The sequence below is a fragment of the Allotamlana fucoidanivorans genome, assembly GCF_045788535.1.
GTDB classification, from domain to species: Bacteria; Bacteroidota; Bacteroidia; order Flavobacteriales; family Flavobacteriaceae; genus Allotamlana; species Allotamlana fucoidanivorans.
The window spans coordinates 2,654,853-2,676,414 of record NZ_CP074074.1 but is presented as its reverse complement, the minus strand read 5'-3'; the positions used below and the strand labels follow the sequence as shown (position 1 = coordinate 2,676,414).

Annotated in this window: 20 protein-coding genes; 9 read left to right on the top strand and 11 right to left on the bottom strand. The window is 33.3% G+C overall.

The genetic code is table 11. The features are described from left to right. Window positions 1-75 precede the first annotated feature (75 nt). Both KFZ70_RS11710 and folE read right to left on the bottom strand, forming a co-directional pair. Window positions 76-339, bottom strand: a complete 264-nt coding sequence (locus tag KFZ70_RS11710; protein ID WP_139697994.1) for a hypothetical protein — start codon at window positions 337-339, stop codon at window positions 76-78. Between the two features lie 40 nt (window positions 340-379). After that, the gene (folE, locus tag KFZ70_RS11705) at window positions 380-967 is read right to left on the bottom strand and encodes a GTP cyclohydrolase I FolE (RefSeq protein WP_139697995.1); all 588 of its coding nucleotides are present in this window, start codon (window positions 965-967) and stop codon (window positions 380-382) included. A gap of 118 nt (window positions 968-1,085) precedes the next feature. Between folE and KFZ70_RS11700 the strand changes: the two genes are divergently transcribed. After that, window positions 1,086-1,751: an ABC transporter ATP-binding protein gene (locus KFZ70_RS11700; protein ID WP_139697996.1), complete on the top strand. Its 666-nt coding sequence runs from the start codon at window positions 1,086-1,088 to the stop codon at window positions 1,749-1,751. Between the two features lie 70 nt (window positions 1,752-1,821). Here the strand turns inward: KFZ70_RS11700 and KFZ70_RS11695 are convergent, their stop codons facing one another. Together KFZ70_RS11695 and KFZ70_RS11690 are read right to left on the bottom strand one after the other, a co-directional pair. Beyond that, window positions 1,822-3,153, bottom strand: a complete 1,332-nt coding sequence (locus KFZ70_RS11695; RefSeq protein WP_139697997.1) for a Gfo/Idh/MocA family protein — start codon at window positions 3,151-3,153, stop codon at window positions 1,822-1,824. Window positions 3,154-3,175: 22 nt separating this feature from the next. Then, on the bottom strand, window positions 3,176-4,552 hold the full coding sequence (locus KFZ70_RS11690; RefSeq protein ID WP_139697998.1) for a DUF1080 domain-containing protein: 1,377 nt from the start codon (window positions 4,550-4,552) through the stop codon (window positions 3,176-3,178). Between the two features lie 211 nt (window positions 4,553-4,763). Here KFZ70_RS11690 and KFZ70_RS11685 point away from each other — a divergent pair, with 211 nt between their 5' ends. Then, entirely contained in the window at window positions 4,764-5,933 is a 1,170-nt protein-coding gene (locus KFZ70_RS11685; protein WP_139697999.1) for a helix-turn-helix domain-containing protein, read from the top strand. A gap of 54 nt (window positions 5,934-5,987) precedes the next feature. Here the strand turns inward: KFZ70_RS11685 and KFZ70_RS11680 are convergent, their stop codons facing one another. Beyond that, on the bottom strand, window positions 5,988-6,794 hold the full coding sequence (locus KFZ70_RS11680; RefSeq protein ID WP_139698000.1) for a hypothetical protein: 807 nt from the start codon (window positions 6,792-6,794) through the stop codon (window positions 5,988-5,990). A 201-nt stretch (window positions 6,795-6,995) separates the two neighbouring features. Here KFZ70_RS11680 and KFZ70_RS11675 point away from each other — a divergent pair, with 201 nt between their 5' ends. Beyond that, window positions 6,996-7,760: a TIGR02757 family protein gene (locus KFZ70_RS11675; protein ID WP_139698001.1), complete on the top strand. Its 765-nt coding sequence runs from the start codon at window positions 6,996-6,998 to the stop codon at window positions 7,758-7,760. Window positions 7,761-7,802: 42 nt separating this feature from the next. Beyond that, window positions 7,803-9,299: a S10 family peptidase gene (locus KFZ70_RS11670; RefSeq protein ID WP_139698002.1), complete on the top strand. Its 1,497-nt coding sequence runs from the start codon at window positions 7,803-7,805 to the stop codon at window positions 9,297-9,299. Between the two features lie 82 nt (window positions 9,300-9,381). On the opposite strand, the gene KFZ70_RS11665 is transcribed toward KFZ70_RS11670, so the two are convergent. Continuing rightward, entirely contained in the window at window positions 9,382-11,274 is a 1,893-nt protein-coding gene (locus KFZ70_RS11665) for a peptidase M61 (protein ID WP_139698003.1), read from the bottom strand. A gap of 88 nt (window positions 11,275-11,362) precedes the next feature. Here KFZ70_RS11665 and KFZ70_RS11660 point away from each other — a divergent pair, with 88 nt between their 5' ends. From KFZ70_RS11660 to KFZ70_RS11640, 5 genes are read left to right on the top strand one after another with little or no spacing between them, the layout of a single operon-like run. Beyond that, window positions 11,363-12,370: a glycosyltransferase family 2 protein gene (locus KFZ70_RS11660; protein ID WP_139698004.1), complete on the top strand. Its 1,008-nt coding sequence runs from the start codon at window positions 11,363-11,365 to the stop codon at window positions 12,368-12,370. Window positions 12,371-12,411: 41 nt separating this feature from the next. Continuing rightward, entirely contained in the window at window positions 12,412-14,337 is a 1,926-nt protein-coding gene (locus KFZ70_RS11655; RefSeq protein WP_139698005.1) for a BatA domain-containing protein, read from the top strand. Next, window positions 14,334-15,590 (top strand): dihydroorotase family protein, encoded by a 1,257-nt coding sequence (locus tag KFZ70_RS11650; protein ID WP_139698006.1) that lies wholly within the window; start codon window positions 14,334-14,336, stop codon window positions 15,588-15,590. Before KFZ70_RS11655 ends, KFZ70_RS11650 begins: the two co-directional genes overlap by 4 nt. A 5-nt stretch (window positions 15,591-15,595) precedes the next feature. Further along, window positions 15,596-15,928, top strand: coding sequence for a hypothetical protein (locus KFZ70_RS11645; RefSeq protein ID WP_139698007.1), 333 nt, complete (start codon window positions 15,596-15,598; stop codon window positions 15,926-15,928). A 3-nt stretch (window positions 15,929-15,931) separates the two neighbouring features. Then, window positions 15,932-16,594, top strand: a complete 663-nt coding sequence (locus KFZ70_RS11640; protein ID WP_407515515.1) for an alpha/beta hydrolase — start codon at window positions 15,932-15,934, stop codon at window positions 16,592-16,594. A gap of 67 nt (window positions 16,595-16,661) precedes the next feature. On the opposite strand, the gene KFZ70_RS11635 is transcribed toward KFZ70_RS11640, so the two are convergent. The 5 genes from KFZ70_RS11635 to KFZ70_RS11615 form a co-directional block, all read right to left on the bottom strand. Further along, window positions 16,662-17,366: a response regulator transcription factor gene (locus KFZ70_RS11635; RefSeq protein ID WP_139698009.1), complete on the bottom strand. Its 705-nt coding sequence runs from the start codon at window positions 17,364-17,366 to the stop codon at window positions 16,662-16,664. Between the two features lie 2 nt (window positions 17,367-17,368). Next, window positions 17,369-18,934: a sensor histidine kinase KdpD gene (locus tag KFZ70_RS11630; RefSeq protein WP_199240681.1), complete on the bottom strand. Its 1,566-nt coding sequence runs from the start codon at window positions 18,932-18,934 to the stop codon at window positions 17,369-17,371. A 63-nt stretch (window positions 18,935-18,997) separates the two neighbouring features. Then, entirely contained in the window at window positions 18,998-19,588 is a 591-nt protein-coding gene (gene coaE / locus KFZ70_RS11625; protein WP_139698010.1) for a dephospho-CoA kinase, read from the bottom strand. After that, a complete protein-coding gene (locus KFZ70_RS11620) occupies window positions 19,585-20,544 on the bottom strand; it encodes a CdaR family protein (RefSeq protein WP_233244070.1) in 960 nt (319 codons plus the stop codon). The genes coaE and KFZ70_RS11620 overlap by 4 nt, the downstream gene beginning before the upstream one ends. Beyond that, complete coding sequence (locus KFZ70_RS11615; protein ID WP_139698011.1) at window positions 20,541-21,548, bottom strand: glycosyltransferase family 2 protein; 1,008 nt, start codon at window positions 21,546-21,548, stop codon at window positions 20,541-20,543. The genes KFZ70_RS11620 and KFZ70_RS11615 overlap by 4 nt, the downstream gene beginning before the upstream one ends. Window positions 21,549-21,562 lie beyond the last annotated feature (14 nt).

The following is a 21,562-nucleotide window of genomic DNA, read 5'->3' as shown; positions in this document are numbered from 1 at the left end:
TTTAAACTTGACTTGTTAACAATGAAATGCTAATTATTAATGGAGTATCTAACTTAAAAGAAAATGATAGCAAACCTAGTTTTCTTTTTTTAGCAAATAAGTATAAATCCACATTAAGGTAAATGTGGGAATAATATCTAAACCAGGTACAGCTTCTTCAACAAAAGCGACAATACCAGCAACTTTTCCTGATTTTCCCTCATATAACTTGGTCATCAACCAACCTGCTATTGGTGCCCAAATAATATCTACAAATTCACCAATACCAGGAATTATATAAGATACACATCCTATAGCATCCAATAAAATACCTATTAATAGTTTTTTTGTTTTACTCATAATATTTTTTGAAATCTGAAAAACAAGAAATATACCAAACCTACTTACCTATCAACTTTAAAAATTCATTTCGGGTTTCAATTTTTTCAAATTGCCCTCTAAACCCTGATGTTGTGGTTACTGAATTTTGTTTTTGAACACCACGCATCATCATACACATATGAGAAGCTTCAATAACTACGGCCACTCCTTGAGGTTTTAAGGTATCATTTATACAGTCTAAAATCTGCTCTGTTAAACGTTCCTGCACTTGAAGTCGTCTTGCAAAAATATCTACAATGCGCGGTAATTTGCTTAACCCTACAATATAGCCATTGGGAATATATGCAATATGTGCTTTTCCAAAAAAAGGTAATATATGATGCTCGCACAGTGAGTAAAGCTCTATATCTTTCACAATAACCATCTCATTATAAGATTCTTTAAACATAGCCCCTTTTAACACTTCTACAGGGTCTTGTTCATAGCCTTGCGTTAAAAACTGCATAGCTTTTGCTGCACGCTCAGGCGTTTTTTTAAGACCATCTCTTGAAATATCTTCCCCTAAATCTTTAATAATGTTTTTATATCTGTCTTTAACATCATCTGTAACTTGCATATTATATTCTTCAAAACTCTTGTAAGGCATAATCGTTTAATTTGAATCTCTTTAAATATAAAGTTAAAAATGAATTTAGCAATAAATAGTGTTCATAATTGTGCATCAACTTTTAATATATTAATTTCACAGCTCTTATTTAAAAAGCATGATTCAGGCAAAAAATATTCACAAATATTACGGGGATTTACAGGTTTTAAAGGGTGTAGATTTACATATTAAAAAAGGAGAAATAGTATCAATTGTTGGTGCTTCTGGTGCTGGAAAAACAACCTTGTTACAAATACTAGGAACTTTAGACAAAGCTTCCTCAAAAGAGAACTATGAACTAACTATTAATAACACTAACATAAGAACTCTAAAAGATAAAGCCCTAGCTAAATTTAGAAATGAACATATTGGATTTATTTTTCAATTTCATCAATTACTTCCTGAATTTACAGCCCTAGAAAATGTATGTTTACCTGCTTTTATAAAAGGTACAAAAAAGAGCGAAACTGAAGCTAGAGCAAAAGAACTCCTCAATTTTCTCAATCTAGAAAAACGTTATGAGCATAAACCGAATGAATTATCTGGTGGTGAGCAACAACGTGTTGCAGTGGCTAGAGCTTTAATCAATAACCCTAGTCTTATTTTTGCTGATGAGCCTTCGGGAAACTTGGATAGTGAATCTGCTGAAAATTTACACAATTTATTCTTTAAGCTTAGAGATGAATACGGACAAACCTTTGTTATTGTAACACACAATGTAGATTTAGCTGATATGGCGGACCGTAAACTTACTATGGTAGACGGTAAAATTATTAGCCACTAATACCACAAATCACACTATAAAAAAAGGTCTCTACTACAACATTTAGAGACCTTTTTTACACTATATTCTTTTATAATTTAGGTTCCCAACCTTTTTCATAATCACGCTTCCATAGCATTTCAGCCCCTTTATTATTCAAAACACGCCCAGTTTTGATATCTATATTTAAACTTTCCTTCAAATCTTGAGCAATATTACCCAAGTGACATAATTGCGTAGAAATGGCAGCATCGGCAATGGGTGAGTTTAATTTTTCTCCCTTTAAAATAGCATTAATAAAATTTTGCATATGACTAACGGTTAAGCCATCAAATCCAATTGTATCTGATGTTTTATTAGCTTTTGACTCTTTTGTTTGATTCTCATATTGCTCATTCACTTTTTTTCCATTTATATCGAGGTGTACATACTTAGAACGATCTAAATGAATACTACCTTCTGTACCAAAAATAACAGCTCCTCTGCCTCCTATAGACTTAAAAGCGTTGCAACTTCTACCATCCCAAGTTAATAACTTACCACCATCAAACTCATAGTTAACCATTTGTGTATCAAAAAACTCCCAATCATCTTTATGACTTAACCTTCCACCTGATGACACGACTCTATTTGGGTAATCTACACCTAATGCCCAACGACAAATGTCTATTTCATGCGTACCGTTATTATGTATTTCTCCAGTACCCCAAGCTCTAAACCAGTGCCAATTATAAGGGTGCACATTATCTCGATACACTTCTCTTGGCGCTGGACCTTGCCATAAATCCCAATCTAAGGTTTCAGGGACTGGCACTTCTTTTCCTATACCTATTGGCTTTCTTGCATTGGCATAAACAGCCTTAGCAGCATATACATCGCCAATTATGCCATTTCTTATATCCTGTACCGCTAATGCTGAGGTTCTAGAAGATCTTTGTTGATTTCCCATTTGGCAAATCATTCCGTATTTTTTTTGAACCTCAACGATTAATTCATTTTCATGAGGATTATGACTACAAGGTTTTTCAACATAAACATGTTTTCCTGCTTGCATTCCCATTATAGCCATTGGAGCATGCCAATGCTCAGGTGTAGCTACAACAATGGCGTCAATATTTTTATCCTCTAATAAATTCCTAAAATCCTTTTCAGTTTTAGGCTTCGATCCAATATCTTTTTTACAAAATTCTTTAAAAGCATTCAATCTAGTGGCGTCAACATCACAAATAGCAGCTATTTCACCTTGCTCAATATCTCCTATAGCTTTTGCTAAACCATAAGCCCTACCACCACAGCCTATTATAGCGAATTTAATTTTATCATTGGCTCCTAAAATCATTCCATAAGAGTTTGCAGATGTTAACAATGTAGCCCCTGCAACTCCCATAGCTGTATTTTTTATAAATGTTCTACGTGAAGTCATAATTGGTTTTTATTTAATATGTTTAGTTTAATTCTTTAATCTTGATATTTTTAAAATGCACCTCGTCGCCATGATCTTGTAAAAGAATTAGGCCTTCTTTTGCTTCTCCAAAATTTGGCCAATCTTTATATTTACTATACTTTACTAAAGCTCTCCATTGCTGTGTTCCTCGAATATATTCAACCATTTTACAACCATTTAAATAGTGTTGTACCTTAGCGCCATCTACTACAATTCTAGCTCGGTTCCATCCATTTTTATTGACATATTTTTTGGTATATAACGAAGGAATATACTCTTGAGCATCTCCTCTTATAAGGTCATAAAGAGATGATAAGGTACGGTTACCATCCACTCCTTTCTTGGCATCTGGATGAAGCTGATCGTCTAAAATTTGAAACTCACAACCAATAGCAGACCCTTTTCCTTTATTTAAATCTGTATCTACAAAATATTTTATACCACTATTTGCTCCTTGGGAAAATTTAAAATCTACCTCTAAAATAAAATTTTTATACGGTTTTGTTGTCACAATATCTCCTCCATGTTCAGATTCAGCACCTCCCGAAGCTTGCACTGATAAAACACCATCATTAACAGCCCAACCTTTTTTAGGAAACTCATCAAGCTTTGCTCCTCTCCAACCGTTTGTGGTTTTTCCATCCCAGAGTAAAGTCCAACCCTTTGATTTTTCTTCAAGAGTTAATTCGTTTTTTAAAAAACTAATCACTGGAGCCGTTGTTTCAAACGAAAAGTCTTCCGGGATTTCAGTCAATTTAATATTTCGCCATTTTATTTCTTTACCTGCTTTTTCTTTGCTTCCTCCAATAGCATGAACTTGTAATGCAATAAAACCAGTTTCAATGTTTTCTTCATATAAATTTGTACAATTTACTCCATTAACCCAAGTGGCAATATGATGCCCGGCAGCAATAACTTTTATTTTATTCCATTGCCCTTGCTTATAAGCTTTTTTTACTTCTGGGTTATACTCCAGAGGGTATCGCCATCCTAATCTGGCTTCATCAAAAAGACCTCCAAACCAATTTCTTGGAGAGTCATCTGCTTCTACCTGCAAGCCATGTACTCGTCCGTCATTATAATCCTTATTACTATGACTTCTAATTTGAACTCCAGAATTTAAGCCACTGCCTAAAAACATATCATACTCCAAAATAAAGTTAGTATACTCCTTCTTTGTTGCTAAAAATGTATTCGGTGTACCCATCTTAGAAACACCTACTATGGCGCCATCTTCAACATGATACTCAGCAGTACCATTCAACACTTTCCAACCCTTTAAGTTTTTACCATTAAATAATTCAATTGATTTTCCTTGAGCACCAGCCATTACTACAAATGACAACATGATTATTGCACTCAAAATACGTTTGTTCATACTGTTCTGTCTTTAAATTTGTTTAGATTTTTTTCAAGTAGCCTTGCTAAACATAAATTGTGGTGATACCAACACTTACTTGAATCTCAAATGTAGTGAATTGACATACCAATTTGAAGTTTTAACATGCTTTAATGGTTGTTTTAACCATTAAAACAAAGTTGCTCATTGCACAAATTTTCCTTTACTTTACCACTCAATTTATTTTATAATGATTCAAAAAGAAGACAAAATAGAAGTACTTAATCGTTTATTGACGAGCAATGCTTTTTCAAAAACAACCACAAGTAATGTGCTTCTTAAGTACTTAATTGAATCTTCAATAAATAACAAGAATCTTAATGCCACAGATATTAGTTTAGAAATCTTCGGATCGCAATACGAACCCGAGAAAAGTGAAGCAACCATTAGAGTAAATATTTATCACCTTAGAAATAAGCTTAAAAAATATTTTGATAACGAAGGTGTAAACGATGATATATTTATTGAAATAAAACGGGGACAATATGGTGTTAGTTTTTACAGAAAAAGTAAGCCTACCCCAAAATACACAAGCAAGCAAAAACTGCTTATTCTTGGTGTTCTACTTTCGGCAATAGTTGGTATTATTTTTTCAATTATAAAACTAAATCAAAAGGATCCTATTTGGGAACCTTTCTTTGCCAATAAAAAAGAAAATACGCTATACCTGTTTGATATTTTTGGTTTTGTGGGGCCTAATATTTTTGGATCATCAGGTTTCCACAGAGACTACAATATCAATTCTGTTGATGAGTTTTACAAGGAAATTAAAAAGCATCCTGAACAAATGAAAGATTATAGCCCAGGAAGAAATGTTTATGTAAACTTTTTAAGCGCCTATTCTGTAAAAGATCTATCCAAACATTTTTATAGAAATCATAGTGAATTTAAAATTCATAAATTAAAGAATTTAACTACCCAACAATTAAAAGAACAAAACTCTATTTATTTAGGACCTTTAAAATATGATAATTCGTTCGTTGACTTTTTCAACCTAAAATCAAAACGAATTCAAATTACAAAAAATAATGAGGCGTATAACGACGGGCATATTACCTATAAAGATTTAAAAAAGAACATAGACACAATAATAAAACTAAATTCTAATGGGCACAGTCATGAACACGTTTTAATAGCTAAATTAAATGGTGACAATGACACCTCTAACCTTATGTTCTTTTCTAACCACGGTTTTGGAGCCACTGCAGCTGTAGATTATTTCACTAATAAGGACTCTATCATTAAGTTTAATGATAATTACTTAAAAAACAGTGCTGAATTTATCGCTCTATTTGAGGTTACGGGTAAAGAACGGGCAAGTATAAAGGTAAAACAAATAGTATTTGACAACAATAATTAAAAAAGGCCACTCTTAAATTAAGAGCAGCCTTTTTATTGTGTTTTTAAAATATACCTACTTTATACCCCAAGGATATGTATTCCCCAAAATGGTAACTGTTGCATTATTAAAGTTCAATTTAATGTTTTTTATTTGTCCTATATCAAGATCTAAAATTCCAGATGTTATACTTCTTGGTAGTAAAACAAAATGTAGTGATTCTTCAATAGTTAAGGTATATGCTACGCCTCTAGAACTCATACCAGATTGCGTTCCATCTAAAAGATATTCATCATCCCAAATGTTCAAAGGGGTATCGGCACCTGCAACCCAAGTTCTAAACGAGTTTTCTTTATACTGCACGCTATGGTCATTTCCATCAGTGATTTTACCATCGTTAATGGTTACGCTATATTTTAATTCTCCATCTTCATTTTCTCCCAAATTTTTTACCACATGTGCCCCTTCAACTTTATAACCTTCATGATAATACCCATCAAAAGTTGTAGTGTGTTCACTCCCCAATGCTCCATACCAACCCGTTGAAACAATTTTCACAATACCTTTCCGAGTTACACCATCTTTACAAAGGATACCTGTACCAAAATCAACCGTTATTGTTTTAGGAAACTCTGTTAAATTGGCTGGTTCTACATGTATAACGGGATCTTCTTTGGAGCCGCTAATTTTAGCAGTATTTGAACTTTCTGCTTTTAAAACAGCATCTCCAGCATTGTTCCCAACATCTTGAAACACTCTGTTTGCCAATTCATACTCGTTTAAAGTTTCTACCACTGAAGCTGTTACATCAGTAGGTTTTAAATCATCTTCTTGACAACTCATGAAAAGAAGAACTAGAATGGGAACTATAATTTTTTTCATAAACTTAAATTTTGTTGACTATTACAAATAACGAAAATTGCATTAAATTTAGTTTAATTTGCAGTCCTTTAAATGGCAAAACCGATGCAAAAACAACACTTAATCGATAAAAATAACCATTTAAACATTTTATTTTCCAGGAAAAGCTTCTTTTTTATCGTATTTTCGCTACAGGAATCACTTTAATTTATAATCTCAAATTTGAATTTAACAGACCTAAAAGAGTTTTTAGACGAAAAGGTTGTATTGTATAACCGTCCTGATTTTATATTAACAGACCCTATTCAAATTCCACACTACTTTACTTTGAAAGAAGATATAGAAATTAGTGCGTTTTTAACAGCAACTATAGCTTGGGGAAACAGAAAAATGATTATTAATAATGCCAGGAAACTCATGCAGCTGATGGATGATGCGCCATACGATTTTATTTTAAATCATGCTGAATCTGATTTAGAAAGGTTTAACGGATTTGTTCACAGAACGTTTAATGCTGATGATTTAAGGTTTTTCATCACCTCAATAAAAAATATTTATTTAAACCATCAAGGTATGGAGACTGTCTTTCAAAAGTATTTAACCGAAACTAGCACACAACTTGCCATTCATGAGTTTAAAAAACTGTTTTTTTCTCTTGAACACCCAAAACGCACAGAAAAGCATGTTGGAGACCCAAACAAAGGATCGGCCGCCAAAAGACTAAATATGATGTTACGATGGCTTGTAAGAAGTAATCATACAGGTGTTGATTTCGGTATTTGGAAATCTATCCCAACATCTGCTTTATCCTGCCCTCTAGATGTACATTCTGGAAATGTAGCTAGAAAATTAGGGCTTTTAACCAGAAAACAAAATGACGCTAAAGCATTAGCAGAGTTAGACATCTCCTTAAGAAAGCTTGACCCTATAGACCCAGTAAAATATGATTTTGCACTATTTGGTCTTGGTGCGTTTGAAAATTTTTAACATTAGTTTTTTATCTTTAACTACTAATCTTGATTTCATACTATGAAAACGCATCTCACTATCCTTTTAACATTATCTAGTATTTTAACTTTTAGCCAAAATATTAAAATCCCTTCAGACACTATGGTTGTAACCACACACACCACAACCGTAAAAGGCGCAAATATTAACTATACAGCAAGCACAGGCACACAGCCTGTTTGGGACAAAAAAGGTATTCCTATTGCTTCGCTTTTCTACACTTATTATGAACGGAATAACGTAAAAAACAGAGCTGAACGTCCTTTAATTATTTCGTTTAACGGTGGACCTGGATCTGCATCGGTTTGGATGCACATAGCCTATACGGGACCAAAAGTTCTAAATATAGACAAAGAGGGGTATCCTGTGCAACCATACGGTGTAAAAAATAATCCAAACTCAATACTTGATATAGCTGATATTGTTTACGTAAACCCTGTTAATACTGGATATTCAAGAATGATTCCCAATAAAGAAGGCGAATTACCCAAACGAGAAACCTTTTTTGGTATTAATGCCGATATTAAATACTTAGCAGCATGGATTAATACCTTTGTAACAAGAAAAAGTCGTTGGGAATCGCCCAAATACATTATTGGGGAAAGTTATGGAGGCACACGCGTAATGGGCTTAGCTAATGAATTACAAAACAATCAATGGATGTACTTAAACGGTGTTATTTTAGTATCTCCAGCCGATTATAAACTTTACAACACAAGTCAGCCCGTATACTCTGCCCTAAACCTACCATATTTTACGGCAGCTGCATGGTACCAAAACGCACTTCCTAAAGTACTTCAGGAAAAAGATTTACTTGATATTCTTCCTGAATCTGAACAATACGCCATTAACACCTTAATGCCTGCTTTAGCTAAAGGCGGATTTATTAGTGCGGAAGAAAAGGAAACAGTCGCCAACAAAATGGCGTTTTATTCTGGCTTAAGTAAAAAAGTAATTCTCCAGAATAATTTGGATGTGCCTACGTCCTTCTTCTGGAAAGAACTTTTAAGAGATAAATCAGGTTATACCATTGGACGTTTAGATTCTAGATATTTAGGTATTGATAAAAGAGAAGCCGGTAGTAGTCCTGATTTTAATGCCGAACTCACCTCATGGATGCATTCTTTTACGCCGGCTATTAATTTCTACATCAGAACACATCTAAATTTTAAAACAGATATAAAGTACAATATGTTTGGTGACGTACATCCTTGGGATAATCGTAATAACAATACTCGTGATGACTTAAGGCAAGCCATGGCTCAAAACCCTTACTTAAAGGTTTTAGTACAGTCGGGATATTTTGATGGCGCCACCACCTATTTTGGCGCAAAATACACCATGTGGCAAATTGATCCTAGCGGAAAAATGAGAGAACGCTTTTCTTTTAAGGGATACCGCAGTGGCCATATGATGTATTTAAGACAAGACGATTTAGTTGCTGCTAATGATGATCTCAGGGCTTTTATAAAAAATTCTTTAAGCAATGGTAAACCTGCTAAATACGAGAAAGATTAGTTACTAAACACCTCCCTATAAAAAGAAAACCGACCAAAAAGGATATCACTTTTTGGTCGGTTTTCTTTAAATAACTAAAAACTTAACCTCTTAGCCAAGCTTCTCTTAATTCCTTTTGCGCCTGGGTAGCATCAGCCTTTTCAAGAATACCTTGCCCCTTAGTAAAAGTTTTTGTAGTAGTGGTATTAATTACTATTTCTTCACCGTCTCTGTCTAATGTCACTTCCACCGCTCTCCCTGGTTTCCACATAAAAACTTCTTGTAGCAAGGTGTTGGCATTTGCCATAGTCAATGCTTTTCCATCAATTGTTTTAATGACATCATTCGGCATTGCTCCGTTTTCAACCCAAAAACTATTTTTTGCTACCATTTCAGAAAAGTAAATAGTGCCTTTATGAGGATCTCCACCTACAATTGGAACTCCACTCATCAATATATAATTTGTTTCTACATCTCCTTCCCCAATTTCAAGACCTACTTTTTCAAGAAAATCATTATAATTAATTGGAATATCACCTACAACATGATCTGCAAAAAATTCTCCTAAAGAAGGATAGGTTAAACTGACAATTTCATCAATTAGCTTATCATCTTCAAAAGGTTTATTTTTTCCGTACTTATTGGTAAGTTCCTTCATCAATGATAAAATACCACGCTGACCTCCACTTTCTTCACGCATCAAAATATCAATACACATACCAATTAAAGCACCTTTTTGATACACATTAAGATATTCATCTTTATAAGGAGCCTTTAATACATTTTCACTCATAATGGTAAAACTCATAGCGTCGTTTAAGCGCCTTGAGTTTTCAATCTTGCTCATTATTTCTTTGTAAAACTCAGCGTCATCAACCAAACCTTGATCTACCTGAAATAAGGTAGCGAAATACTCAGTCACACCTTCATACATCCATAAATGCTTAGAAAACGTTGGATTGTTATAATCAAAATAGTGAATATCTTCTGAGTGCACTCCCAACGGGGTTACAATATGAAAAAACTCATGAGACACCACATCAATCATACTATCTGCAAGTGCTTCTTCAGACATACTCTCAGGGAATACTACTACTGTGGAGGTATGATGCTCTAAAGCACCATAGCCCTTCGGAGAATCTTCCTTTTCTTCTGAAAGATACAGGTATATATCATAGCGCGGAGTTGCGTTTATATCGCCCAAATACGTTTTTTGAGCCTTCATCATTTTATAAACAGTTTCCTTTAGAGAGGCAGCAGAATGCACTTTATTGGGAGAATACACACTCAAAACAATTTTAATATCACCCACTTGAAACTCTTCAACATCTAAATCACCATACATCATTGGGTTATCGGTAATATCAAAATATCTTGGCGCGTAATAACTGGTTGTTACTACTTTACCATCATCACTGGTTTTAGAGCTTACCACTTGAAGTGCAGAGGTTCTTACAAAATCCGCCGATGCCGATACATCCAATTTGTATTGGTTGTTTTTTAACGAATCAAAATAACCTATAAAACCATGTAAATTCAAAACATAATTTTTAGGTTCTATATTTGTTCCAGAAGGCGAAAAAGGCACCTCTTTACCAATACCTCCCGTAATCTCAACATCATAAGTATCATTAACCAAATAGGTGATTTTATCTAACTCTTTGGCATTAGAAATAGTCCAAGAGTTTGTATCAATCTTTTCTACTGGCATTTCATTTCCATTATAATCAATAGCCTTAAAATCATCAACGTACTTTCCAAAATCACTAACCGAATAGGTGCCTTGAACTACTTTTGGTAGCCTGTAAGTTACCTTTGGAGTAGTAAATCTACCTGGATTAATAGTTACCGGTGCTCTATCACTATCTATATCAACTAAATTTATTTCAGCTTGAATAGGTAAATTTACCGCTAAATCATTTTTTGTGTTTTTGGTTGAACTACAACCTACTAATATTAAACCAGTAAAAAATACAGCTAAAATTCTATTGTTCATGAATTAAAGTTTTTTGAGTTTTGTAAATGACGTGCAAAATACTACTATGTTACGTGCAGACTTCTTAAGGTTTTGTTAAATTCGCCAAATGAAAACCCCACTAGTAAGCATTTTAATTCCGTTTAAAAATACAGAATCATTTCTATCTGATTGCCTAATCTCAATAATAAATCAAACTTATAGTCACTGGGAAGTTATTATTATTGACGACCACTCTACTGATAACAGCCGCCATATTGTAAAATCATTTTCGGAAAAGGATGAACGAATACATCTTTTCAACAATATTGGAACAGGTATTATTGATGCCTTAAGACTAGCCTTTAAATACAGTAAAGGTGTGTTAATAACCCGCATGGATAGCGACGATGTGATGCCAGAACACAAAATTGACACCATGGTAAAAAGTTTGATAAAATCAGGAAAAAATCATGTAGCTACGGGGCGTGTGGCTTATTTTTCCGATCGCGGTATAAGTGATGGCTACAAAAAATATGAAGATTGGCTAAACCGTTTAACTGAACAAGGTCAGAATTATTCTGAAATTTACAAGGAGTGTGTCATAGCCTCTCCTTGTTGGATGATATACCGAGAAGACTTTGTAGCTTGTGGCGGTTTTAACCACGACAGATATCCTGAAGATTATGATTTAACCTTTAGATTCTATAAAGCCCAATACAAAATTATTCCAAGTAGTGATATGCTTCATTATTGGCGCGACTATCAAACTCGTACCTCAAGAACGCACAGTAATTATGCTGAAAACACATTTTTAGATATCAAATTACATTATTTTTTAGAGTTAGATTTTGATAACTCAAGACCTTTAGTCATTTGGGGTGCTGGTTTTAAAGGAAAAACTATTGCCAAAAAACTGGTAGAAAAACAAATAGCATTTACATGGATTTGCGATAACCCAAAGAAAATTGGTAAAGAGATTTATGATCAGGAACTTAAACCTTTTACGCACCTTGAACACATAAACCAAGCGCAAAGTATTGTAACTGTAGCCAACCCTAAAGCTCAAAACGACATAAAAAGTTATTTTGAAAAGCAAGATATGCATGCAATGACAGACTATTTTTTCTTTTGCTAGTGACAAAATTTTATGTAGGTTTGGATTAATCTAAATGACCTATGCAGTTTAAACACCCAGAATTTCTTTACGCTTTATTTTTACTGCTCATACCTATTATTGTTCATTTATTTCAATTACGAAAATTCAAAAAAATTGCATTTACCAACGTCACTTTTTTAAAAGAGGCGGTTATTCAAACAAGAAAAAGTTCTCAAATAAAAAAATGGCTAATACTCTTTACCAGACTTTTACTTTTAGCAGCCTTAATTTTTGGATTTTCCCAACCTTTTACCTCTAAAAGAAATGTTTTAAATACAGAAAAAGAAACTGTTATTTACATAGATAATTCGTTTAGCATGCAAGCTAAAGGCAGTCAAGGTGAACTTTTAAAAAGAGCCATTCAAGATGTTATTGAGTTCCTACCAAACAATGAAACAATATCAATTGTAACCAATAATAGTGCGTTTAAAAACATAACTATAAACAGCATAAAAAATGATTTATTAGCTATTGATTATACTTCAGAAAAAGTTTCTACCAAGGCCGCTTTTTTAAAATCTAAACGCTATTTTTCTAATAAGAATAGTACGTTAAAACGCTTGATCTTTATCTCAGATTTTCAAGAAGACAAAAGCCATTTTAATCTGGAGTTAGACACGCTTATCCACACCTATTTTATACAAACTCTTCCTATAGACAAAAACAATAGTTATATAAAAAACATCTCATTATCAGAAACTTCAAATAACTCATTGAAACTAAAAGTTGAATATAAAAACAATATATCAGATTCTAGAGACGTCCCCATATCATTATACAATAATAACAAATTAATTGCCAAAACATCTATAAAAAATAGTGATTCTGAAGCATCTGAATTCTCATTACCAAGCAACAAAACCATTAACGGAAAAATAGTTATTGATGACGGCAATTTACAGTTTGATAACACCTTTTATTTTAACATTAATTCAAATTCCAAAATAAACATTTTAGCTATTAACGGTATTGAAGACTCTTTTTTAAAACGCCTTTATAAGGAGAGCATATTTTCATACCAAGGCGTGCCTGAAACTCAATTTGACTATAATGTTATAGACCAGCAAAATCTTATCATTCTAAACGAACTAAAAACCATCCCAAATGCTCTAGTTTCTGCCTTAATTCAATTCACCAAAGCAGGCGGATCCCTAATTATTATTCCTTCAGAAAACGCAGATAACACAAGCTACAATGCTCTATTGACTGCAAACGGGTTACATTTTGGCAGTTTTAATACGTATGAAAAGCTTATAACAACCATTAATTTTTCGCATGCATTATACAATAACGGTGTTTTTGAAAAAGAAGTCAGGAACTTTCAATATCCTAAAGTAAATGGTTTTTATGCTCTTTATTCAAACAACATAACATCAGCCTTATCTTTTGAAGACCAGCAACCTTTTTTAATTAACAACCAAAACACATACATATTCTCAGCTCCACTTAACACCCTTAATTCTAACTTTAAAAATTCTCCTTTAATTGTGCCTACGTTTTTCAATATTGGAAAACAAAGCCTTAAAAGTCCTCAACCGTTTTACACTATAGGCAACAACAACCATATTGAGATTGAAACCACTATACCATCTGATGCTGTGTTAACACTCTCAAAAGACAACACTAACCTTATTCCTAAACAGCAGTATTTAAACAATAAAGTTATTATTAATACAGACAACGAACCTTCCGAAGCTGGAATTTACGCCATTAAAAAACATAACGACACCTTACAAAACATAAGTTTCAACTATTCAAGAGAAGAAAGTGAACTAAAATATAGGAGGCTTGCCCCCTCAAAAAACAGTGAGGTGAATAATTCCATAAGCCAAGTAGCAAACACCTTAAAAAGTGAGACAAAAGTTAACTACCTATGGAAATGGTTTGTTATTTTTGCATTAGCGTTATTGATTATTGAAATGCTCATCTTAAAATTCTTTAAATGAACATACTTATAAAATCGGCCACGATTATTGATCCAAAAAGCGAATTTCACAATTCTACCCAAGACATATTAATTGAAAACGGTACGATTTCTAAGATTGCAAACCAGCTTGACATCCCAAAAGGATATCAGGTAATAACCCTTGATGATTTACATGTATCCCAAGGTTGGTTTGATAGTAGTGTAAGTTTTGGGGAACCCGGTTTTGAAGAACGTGAAACCATAGAAAACGGATTAGCAACAGCGGCAAAATCAGGATTTACAAGTATAGCCGTGAATCCAAACACCCATCCTGTTATTGATTCCAATGCTGATATTACCTTCATAAAAGCAAAATCAAACAACCATCCCGTAACCTTACTTCCAATTGGTGCCCTATCCGCTGGTAGTAAAGGTGAAGATTTAGCTGAACTCTATGATATGAGTACAGCTGGTGCCGTAGCCTTTTACGATTATAAAAGCGCCATTAGCAATCCTAACCTAATGAAAATTGCCCTGCAATACACAGGTAGTTTTGATGGCTTAGTATGTTCTTTTCCTCAGGAAAACAGAATTTCAGGACATGGTGTTGTTAATGAACATATTACCAGCACTAAACTTGGCTTAAAGGGAATCCCGGCTCTTGCTGAAGCATTACAAGTGGCAAGAGATTTATTTTTATTGGAATATACTGATGGAAAATTACACATTCCTACTATTTCAACCGCCAAATCAGTTGAACTTATTAGATCTGCTAAAAAGAAGGGGCTCAATGTAACCTGTAGTGTAGCCATCCACAACTTATATTTTACCGACAGCACATTAACAGAGTTTAATACAAATTTCAAGGTTTTACCTCCTTTAAGAACTCAAGCAGACGTTGAAGCTTTGATTAAAGGCGTAAAAGATGGTACCATTGATATGGTTACATCTGACCATACCCCTATTGATATTGAACAGAAAAAAGTAGAGTTTGATCATGCCCAATACGGCAGCATTGGTTTAGAAAGTGCCTTTGGAGCCTTACAAACTATTTTTACTACTAAAAAAACTATAGAGCTCCTTACTAAAGGAAAAGCAAGATTTGGACTAGAGGCCTCACCAATACAAATAGGCCAAAAAGCCAATCTTAGCTTATTTAACCCTAATGAAAAATACCGTTTTAACAAAACAAACATCTTTTCTAGATCAAAGAACGCCATTTTTGAAAATGAAACTTTAAAAGGAAAAGTTTACGGTATTATTTCAAACAATAAAGTAGTTTTAAATTCCTAAAACCAATGACTGAACAGGATATTGAAAAAGGGCGTAAAAATGCCATAATTAGCTATATTACCATATTTGGGGTTATTATAGCATATTACCTAAACAACGAAAACAAAAGCGCCTTTGCTAGTTTTCATATCAGGCAATCTCTTGGGCTTTGGCTTACCTTTTATGCGCTTGGTTACATGGTAAGCAACTTTGATAGCTGGCCTTTAACTTCTGGCTTTTATTTATTTTTTGCAGTACTTTTTATTTATGGATTGTCAACAGCCATAAACAAAAAAGCACAACCCGTACCTTTAGTGGGACATTTATATCAAAAACTTTTTTCAAACTTAGGAAGCTAATTCATGGAAAACACAACATTGTCTTTAGAACATATTATTCGCCCTTCCAGTCTTTCAGAAAACGCCCCACTGCTTATCATGATGCATGGTTATGGTAGTGATGAAAATGATTTATTTTCTTTTGCTTCTGAATTACCCGAAGAACTTTTTATTATCTCTGTAAAGGCTCCATACGCTATGCAACCCTACGGTAATGCCTGGTACGCTATAAATTTTGACGCTGACAGAGGAAAATGGAACGATATTGAACAAGCAAAATCATCTAGAGATTTAATTGCGACATTTATTGATGAAGCAACAGAAACTTACCCAGTTAAAAATACAGATGTTGTAACACTTTTAGGGTTTAGCCAAGGGGCTATTTTAAGCTATGGTGTTGCTTTAACCTACCCTGAAAAAGTAACAAATATTGTGGCCTTGAGTGGTTATATTGTTCAAGATATTTTTCCTGAGAACCTAAGCGCACACAACTATTCACATTTAGATTTTTATTGCTCACATGGTAGCGTAGATCAGGTAATTCCTGTAGACTGGGCCAGACAAACACCTAACTTTTTAAATAGTTTAGGCATAAAAAATAAATATTCAGAATTTCCGGTTGGCCATGGTGTAGCCCCACAAAATTTTTATGAATTTAAAAACTGGATAAGTGAACAACTTGTATAATAATTTTATATAATCAAAAAATCCAGCCTTCGCTGGATTTTTTGATATCATTTAAAGCAATTATTACTTAATCATTCACTACCAACCTAAAGCCTTCACCATGAATGTTAAGTATTTCTACTTTCTCGTCTAATTTTAAATATTTACGCAGCTTAGCAATATATACATCCATACTTCTTGACGTGAAGTAATTGTCATCTCGCCATATCTTTGTTAAAGCTAATTCTCTTGGCATTAAATCATTTTCATGAAGCGCTAATAAACGTAGTAGTTCATTTTCCTTTGGAGATAGCTTTACTGGATCCCCACCATCAAATCGTAAAAATCGGAGTTTTGAATTAAGATCAAAACGACCTATCTTAAATTCAAACTGTTTACTATCTGAAATAGTTTCAGTAGCCTTACGCTGAATGATGGCTTTAATTTTCATTAACAGCACTTCACTATCAAAAGGTTTATTCAAATAGTCATCAGCCCCAACCTTATACCCTTTCAAAACATCTTCTTTCATGGTTTTAGCAGTTAAAAAGATAATAGGCACATCTGAATTTTTTTCCCTTATCTCTTTAGCTAAAGTAAAGCCATCCTTATAAGGCATCATGACATCAAGAATACATAAATCAAAATCATCCTTTCTGAATTTTTCAAAGCCCTCCATACCATTTTTGGCATGAGTTACCTCATAATCATTCATCATTAAGTAATCTTTTAGTACGGTTCCAAAATTAGGATCGTCTTCTACTAATAATATTCTTTTTTTGAATTCTTCCATAACTATGATATTAGCGGAAGTTTTATAATAAATGTACTTCCTTTGTCTTTTTCTGATTCTACTGATACATGACCTTGATGGTCTTCAACAATACGTTTAACGTAGGCCAATCCTAAACCATGACCCTTCACATTATGAATGTTTCCTGTATGTTCTCTATAAAATTTCTCAAAAACTCTTTTGGCAGCAGCTTTACTCATTCCGCTGCCATGATCTTTAACTTTCAATATAATGTTTGTGCCTACATTCTCTGTATAAACTTCAATCTTTGGCGCTTCTGGCGAATACTTAATAGCATTGTCCAATATATTTACAATAACGTTGGTAAAATGAGTTTCATTCGCTAAAACAGACGATTTATCTGCATTTAAATAGGTTTTAATATATCCTTTTCTGTCTTCTACAATAAGTTCTACATGCGTAATAGCATCACTTATTAAATCATGCAGTTTTACTCTATCTTTACTAATATTAAGCTCATTCTTTTCTAACTTAGATATACGCAACACATTTTCAACTTGAGCATGCATTCGTTTATTCTCTTCCTTTATCATTGAAAGATAACGAATTACCTTCTCTTTATCATCAATAACCTTAGGATTTTTTATAGCATCAAGAGCAAGATTAATGGTTGCTATTGGTGTCTTAAATTCGTGGGTCATATTATTGATAAAATCTGTTTTAATTTGAGCGATTTTACGTTGTTTGATTAATTGATAAAGAGCACTTGAATAGGCAATGATAATAATGGAAGTAAAAATTACCGAAAGCATAATCATCCCTATCACTCCTGAGAGAATAAACTTTTTATCTCCTGGAAAATTTACTAATAAGCGATAAAGCCCTCTATTGTTTTCATCTCTAAACAACGACACATCAAACGTTGACTTTGCTTCATTCTCAAAATTATCACTGTGTACTTTGGTTAACAAATCACCATCATACACCGCAAACTCAAAATCAATATTAATACCGTATTTGTTTAGGCGTTCAGACAATAAGTTTCTTATTTCGTTTTCTGAAACGCGTTTATGCACGGGCTTCCTTTTAGAAACTTCCTTAAAACTTTTATCAAAACTAAGACGTTGGGCTTCATCAATAGCACCGCTTCTTACTATTTTAGAAATTGGACTTTTTAAATCCTTTTCAGAACCTACATCAGTAAAAATTTCGGTTGTTGAATTTCCAATAATATTGTTTATATCTAAACTATCTAAACCAATGTCAAAGAGCGACGAAGACAATTTATAATCTTCTTCAAGCACATTACTTTTATAAATAAGCGTTTCTTTGGTACTGTTATTCTTTTGATAAATTAGTAGTTGAGAAACGGCATCTTCATCTGTTTTCTTTTCTTTATCAAGACTCATATATTCAGCAAAATACTTCTCAGACTCATTGTCTTCAATAGTATTTGCCACATAATTCAATACCGTAAGAACGTTAAATTTAAAACGGTCTTTTTCGTTGTTTACAGCATCATTTATATAGTAAGCCTGTATGGAAATAATACCGATAAGCGACAAGCTCATGAGTATTATTAACAGGATGAATTTTCTTTTGCTCATCAATCAAAATTAACATTTTAACATTTAGCCTCCTGTCCTTTTAACCTAATGTTAACAAAAATGTTAAAATTTAATATTTGTAATGATTTCCTTATGAATTTGAGCAACTTTCTCTTTAGTCTTTTCAAGATTTATATTTTCAATAACAAAATCAGATCGCTCTATACGGGCTTCATCTGTCCATTGATTTCGCATTATAGCTTCTATTCTAGCTACCGAAGTATGATCGCGTTTCAATAAACGCTTTATTCTGGTTTCTTTAGGCGCCGTCACTGTTATCACATAATCACATACCTTGTACCCACCATTTTCAAATAGTATAGCAACTTCTTTTATCACATATGGCACATTTTGTTTTGCTATCCATTTCTCAAAATGCCGCGCCACTCTGGGGTGAATAATTGAATTCATTTTTTCCAGAAAAACCTCATTATTAAAAATAGCATCTGCAAGAAAAGGTCTGTTTAACACCCCTCCTTTATAGGCTTCTTCACCAAACAACTGAATCAATTTTCGCTTGATAACCTTTGATTGATTCATAAGCTTTTTAGCTTCTATATCTGCAATGTATACGGGAACACCAAAATCTTCAAAAAGTTTTGCTACTGTGGTTTTACCACTACCAATACCTCCAGTAAGTCCAACAACTATCATTTTACAATTATAAATTCTATTTGTTTCTGACTCAGTTTTACATTTCTTACCGTTTTAGGTATTTCAACCACCTCTAATTTTAAAAACGCTTGATCTCCTTTTGCATTATTAAAGTCACCGACCACCTTAAAACTTTTATTTGTGACACTCTTGAAGTTTGACAAACTTACATAGTAAGATACTGAAATATCCTTTGGAAAATATTTAACCTTCACACCATTGGGTACATTTATTAAAGTTACAGGAACTTTTACAGCACCTTCGGTAAACTTTTCTACTCCAGCTTTTATAACCACCTTTTTGTGAGAGAATTTTAAATCAGGTTGATTTTGTGGTAAATTAATAGCCACAGGTTGTGAGATATGGCTTCTAACATCCTTCAACACCAATGGTTCTGTTTCTAAAAAACTAAACGAAGACACCAGAGCTTTAGGCCCAATAATCACAATAGAGTCTGGTTCTGAAACCATATTTGAAGCCTTATCATAACCTGGACTAAAAGCAATTTGTGTGTTTATCTTTACTGGTAATTTTTTAACCTGATTCACATCAAATTTGAAGGTCAATTTTTCTGGATTTATATTAAGCAACTCCACAGCCTTATCAAACTGCGTATTATTTAGATATGCCTTCGATTTACTATAAACAAAAAAGCTACCTTCTTTATACACATCTTTTTTAAAATCTACTTTTATTTTAGGTTTAGAAAAATAATAACTAAGCCATTTAAACCCATGTGTTTTAAGGGTAATATTCACTTTTGCTGTATCGTTTAAAATGACATACTCCTGCGGGACATGCATTTTCTGAATGGCAAAAGGAATGGTATTTGTATATTCCTTTGAAAGCTTGGTGAAAATTAAAATGACAAATGCCAATACAAAAAACAAAAGAAAAACATTTATTTTTCTGTTTTTAATAGAAGCGATTAATAATGATCTTAATTGTTTTATCATGGGGCTTCAAAAAATAACTTAGGAAAGTATACTTCAGGCGCTCTTTTACATATAAAAACCACTATGGTAGACTTCAAAAACCCTATACCATAGCCAAAAAATTGAATAATAATAGCAGGAATAACTAACAAGGCTACCTTAACGTTTTTCTCACTAATAAACCCTAAAACAAAAGCCATTAAAAAATATAGTACATATAAAAAAATAGGCCATTTTATATCTAACCCCAATAACACTATAGAAGCTATGAGCCCCAAACTAAAACATGTAGGAAACCAATAGGTTATTTTTTTTGTTGACGGATGCCATTTATTTAAAATAGGGCGTACCAAACCAAACTTGTTCACTTGCTTGTAAAATGTTTGCCATGAAATTCTACGTTTGTGATACACAAAAACTTTTGAGATTAACTTGGTTCTATAACCCAAATCCCATAGTCTAATTGATAAATCGGGGTCTTCACCAGGGTGTATTCGTCCAAAACCTCCTGAGGCTTCAAAGGCTTTTTTTGATAAGCCCATATTAAAACTCCTTGGCTGAAACGTATCTAAATGCTTTTTACCCCCTCTTATTCCGCCCGTTGTTAGAAAAGAGGTCATTGAAAAATTTACAGCCTTTTGCAAATTGGTAAATGAATGATGTGCCGCATCTGGTCCACCAAAACAATCTACATAATCCTCGTTTAAACTCCTTTTTACTTCAGTTAAATACTGTGGTGGCAAAATACAATCAGAATCTAAAATGATAAAATAATTGCCTTTTGCTTTTCTCATACCATAGTTTCTAGAATCTCCAGGACCTGAATTTTCTTTAAAGTAGTATGACACATGTAATGTGTCATTAAAAGCCTCAACGATTGATTTTGAAGGCAATGTAGAGCCATCTTCAACAATTACAATTTCAAACTCCTTTTTACCTTCAAGCTCCATAAAACTCTCTAAAAGTTCTTGAACTTCGTCTGGCCGGTTGTACACGGGAATGATAAATGAAAACTGCAATGCCATAACACAAATGTAAT

What these genes read in the sequence shown, in the direction of transcription:
- KFZ70_RS11700 (WP_139697996.1), top strand. Translation starts at nt 1,086, where the DNA reads ATGATTCAGGCAAAAAATATTCACAAATATTACGGGGATTTACAGGTT.
- KFZ70_RS11615 (WP_139698011.1), bottom strand. Translation starts at nt 21,548, where the DNA reads ATGGCATTGCAGTTTTCATTTATCATTCCCGTGTACAACCGGCCAGAC.
- KFZ70_RS11665 (WP_139698003.1), bottom strand. Translation starts at nt 11,274, where the DNA reads ATGAACAATAGAATTTTAGCTGTATTTTTTACTGGTTTAATATTAGTA.
- KFZ70_RS11655 (WP_139698005.1), top strand. Translation starts at nt 12,412, where the DNA reads ATGCAGTTTAAACACCCAGAATTTCTTTACGCTTTATTTTTACTGCTC.
- KFZ70_RS11690 (WP_139697998.1), bottom strand. Translation starts at nt 4,552, where the DNA reads ATGAACAAACGTATTTTGAGTGCAATAATCATGTTGTCATTTGTAGTA.
- folE (WP_139697995.1), bottom strand. Translation starts at nt 967, where the DNA reads ATGCCTTACAAGAGTTTTGAAGAATATAATATGCAAGTTACAGATGAT.
- KFZ70_RS11685 (WP_139697999.1), top strand. Translation starts at nt 4,764, where the DNA reads ATGATTCAAAAAGAAGACAAAATAGAAGTACTTAATCGTTTATTGACG.
- KFZ70_RS11670 (WP_139698002.1), top strand. Translation starts at nt 7,803, where the DNA reads ATGAAAACGCATCTCACTATCCTTTTAACATTATCTAGTATTTTAACT.
- KFZ70_RS11645 (WP_139698007.1), top strand. Translation starts at nt 15,596, where the DNA reads ATGACTGAACAGGATATTGAAAAAGGGCGTAAAAATGCCATAATTAGC.
- KFZ70_RS11660 (WP_139698004.1), top strand. Translation starts at nt 11,363, where the DNA reads ATGAAAACCCCACTAGTAAGCATTTTAATTCCGTTTAAAAATACAGAA.
- KFZ70_RS11650 (WP_139698006.1), top strand. Translation starts at nt 14,334, where the DNA reads ATGAACATACTTATAAAATCGGCCACGATTATTGATCCAAAAAGCGAA.
- KFZ70_RS11680 (WP_139698000.1), bottom strand. Translation starts at nt 6,794, where the DNA reads ATGAAAAAAATTATAGTTCCCATTCTAGTTCTTCTTTTCATGAGTTGT.
- KFZ70_RS11695 (WP_139697997.1), bottom strand. Translation starts at nt 3,153, where the DNA reads ATGACTTCACGTAGAACATTTATAAAAAATACAGCTATGGGAGTTGCA.
- coaE (WP_139698010.1), bottom strand. Translation starts at nt 19,588, where the DNA reads ATGATAGTTGTTGGACTTACTGGAGGTATTGGTAGTGGTAAAACCACA.
- KFZ70_RS11630 (WP_199240681.1), bottom strand. Translation starts at nt 18,934, where the DNA reads ATGAGCAAAAGAAAATTCATCCTGTTAATAATACTCATGAGCTTGTCG.
- KFZ70_RS11635 (WP_139698009.1), bottom strand. Translation starts at nt 17,366, where the DNA reads ATGGAAGAATTCAAAAAAAGAATATTATTAGTAGAAGACGATCCTAAT.
- KFZ70_RS11640 (WP_407515515.1), top strand. Translation starts at nt 15,932, where the DNA reads ATGGAAAACACAACATTGTCTTTAGAACATATTATTCGCCCTTCCAGT.
- KFZ70_RS11710 (WP_139697994.1), bottom strand. Translation starts at nt 339, where the DNA reads ATGAGTAAAACAAAAAAACTATTAATAGGTATTTTATTGGATGCTATA.
- KFZ70_RS11620 (WP_233244070.1), bottom strand. Translation starts at nt 20,544, where the DNA reads ATGATAAAACAATTAAGATCATTATTAATCGCTTCTATTAAAAACAGA.